At 55.4% G+C, this 2,149-nt stretch carries 1 protein-coding gene; it reads left to right on the forward strand.

The annotated features are described in order from the left end of the window. On the forward strand, nt 1-2,149 hold a 2,149-nt coding region (locus DW205_RS21905), incomplete at both ends, for an N-6 DNA methylase (RefSeq protein ID WP_147326775.1).

The raw sequence follows: 2,149 nt of genomic DNA on the forward strand, positions 1-2,149 counted from the left end.
ATGTGATGGCTTTCGAGAAGGATCTGCTCACGGGTACAATCCTGAGGCATCTCTATCCCGGCAAGAAAACGCGCACCTGCGGTTTTGAGAAAATCGAAAGACCGTTCAACAATTATTTCGACTTGGCGGTGTCCAACATTCCGTTCGGAGACATAGCCGTGTTCGACCCTGAGTTTCAGCGGAGCGACTCATTCGGCAGACGCTCCGCCCAGAAAGCCATCCACAACTATTTCTTTCTCAAAGGACTGGATGCCGTGCGTGACGGCGGTATCGTGGCGTTCATCACCTCGCAAGGGGTATTGAACAGCACCAAGACCTCCGTGCGTAACGAGCTGTTCAGTAAGGCTGATCTGGTATCCGCGATACGCCTGCCCAACAACCTGTTCACGGACAACGCGGGGACAGAAGTGGGCAGTGACCTGATTGTCCTGCAAAAGAACCTCAGCAAGAAGGAAATGTCGCAGGACGAGCGGCTGATGACCGTAATACAGACGGACACGAAAACCGACCTGACCGACAACGCCTATTTCATCCACCACCCGGAACGCATCGTGCATACGACGGCGAAACTTGACACCGACCCATACGGGAAGCCCGCTATGGTCTATCTGCACGAGGGCAAGGCAGCAGGCATCGCCGGGGATTTGCACCGTATGCTCGACGAGGATTTCCATTACAGGCTCGCCATGCGTCTGTATTCGGGTTCAATCCGGCAGTCGGGAACGGAAGAAAAAGTTACCGTTCAAAAGGAGGTGGAGCGTACTGCCATAAAGATGGAAACAACATCTTCGATGCAGGCGGTGGAAACTCCGACGGAGAAACCGCAACCCACAGAGGAAAAGCCGGAGATAGAGCCACGTCCGAAATATTCTGACGGTGTGCAGCTATCCTTGCTCGATCTCTGGGGGATGACGGAAGAAGTCAGCCAACAACCGAAAACCGCCAAAAAGAAAAAGGAGGCGAAAAAGGAAAGCTCGGCAAGGCGCGTTCTACCCAAGCCACAGGTGCATGTCACACAAAATGTTACGGCTGTGCCGACGGCTACCACCCCTAAGACTGTAACAGAGAACAAGGAGGCTAAAACGGAGAACACCGCCAAGCCTGCCGACCCGGACGACATCTATGCCACGTTGGACTGGGATACCAATCCTCCCATCAACGGCTTCTACGAGATGATGATGGATTTGACGCCGGAACGCAGGAAGGAACTTCGGGAACTGGCAAGGCAGCATAACGAGAAACAAGCGGCGGCGGAAAAGATGGAAGTGAAAGCCGTGCCGGACACTCCCCGTGAGCAACCACGGCAGGAGGAAACACAGCCGGAAGCAGTCACCGCACCTGCCGTTACAGATACCCCACCGGAAGCGGTGGCGACCTCCCTTTTCCCCGACATCGAAGCGGAGAAGCCGAAGGAAGAAGTCGTGGACCTTTCGCCGCGTGCCTACCACCGCACGCCGGAGATGCACCTGCGCGAAGGGTCGCTGGTGGCTGACAGGGGGCGTCATAACATCGGCTACCTGAAGGACATCACGCCATACGGGGCGACATTCCAGCCGCTCGACCTGAAAGGCTACCAGAAGGAGAAGGCGTTACAGTATGTTTTACTCCGTGACGCCTACGAGCGGCTGTACCGCTATGAATCGAACCTGCATGAAGCAAATGTCCCGTGGCGAGAGCATCTAAACACCTGTTACGATGAGTTTGTCATGCGCTACGGCAACCTCAACGCCAAGCAGAACGTGAAGTTAGTGATGATGGACGCGGGCGGGCGTGACATCCTTTCGCTGGAACGGGCGGAGAACGGGAAGTTTGTCAAGGCGGACATCTTCGAGCGTCCCGTTTCCTTCTCCGTGGAGAGCCATGCCAACGTCGGCTCACCCGAAGAAGCACTGTCCGCGTCGCTCAACAAGTTCGGCACTGTCGATCTCGACTATATGCGGGAGATAACCGACAGTACGGCGGAGGATTTGCTCACAGCCCTGCAAGGGCGCATCTATTACAATCCGCTCGTAACCGGTTACGAGATTAAGGACCGCTTTATTGCCGGAAACGTGATAGAGAAAGCGGAACGCATAGAGGCTTGGATGGGCGAAAACCCCGAAAGTGAACGTATGCCGGAGGTGAAGCAGGCGTTGGAGGCTCTGAAAGA

Origin of the sequence: Parabacteroides sp. AM17-47, assembly GCF_003434625.1 — a bacterium.
Taxonomy (GTDB): Bacteria; Bacteroidota; Bacteroidia; order Bacteroidales; family Tannerellaceae; genus Parabacteroides; species Parabacteroides distasonis.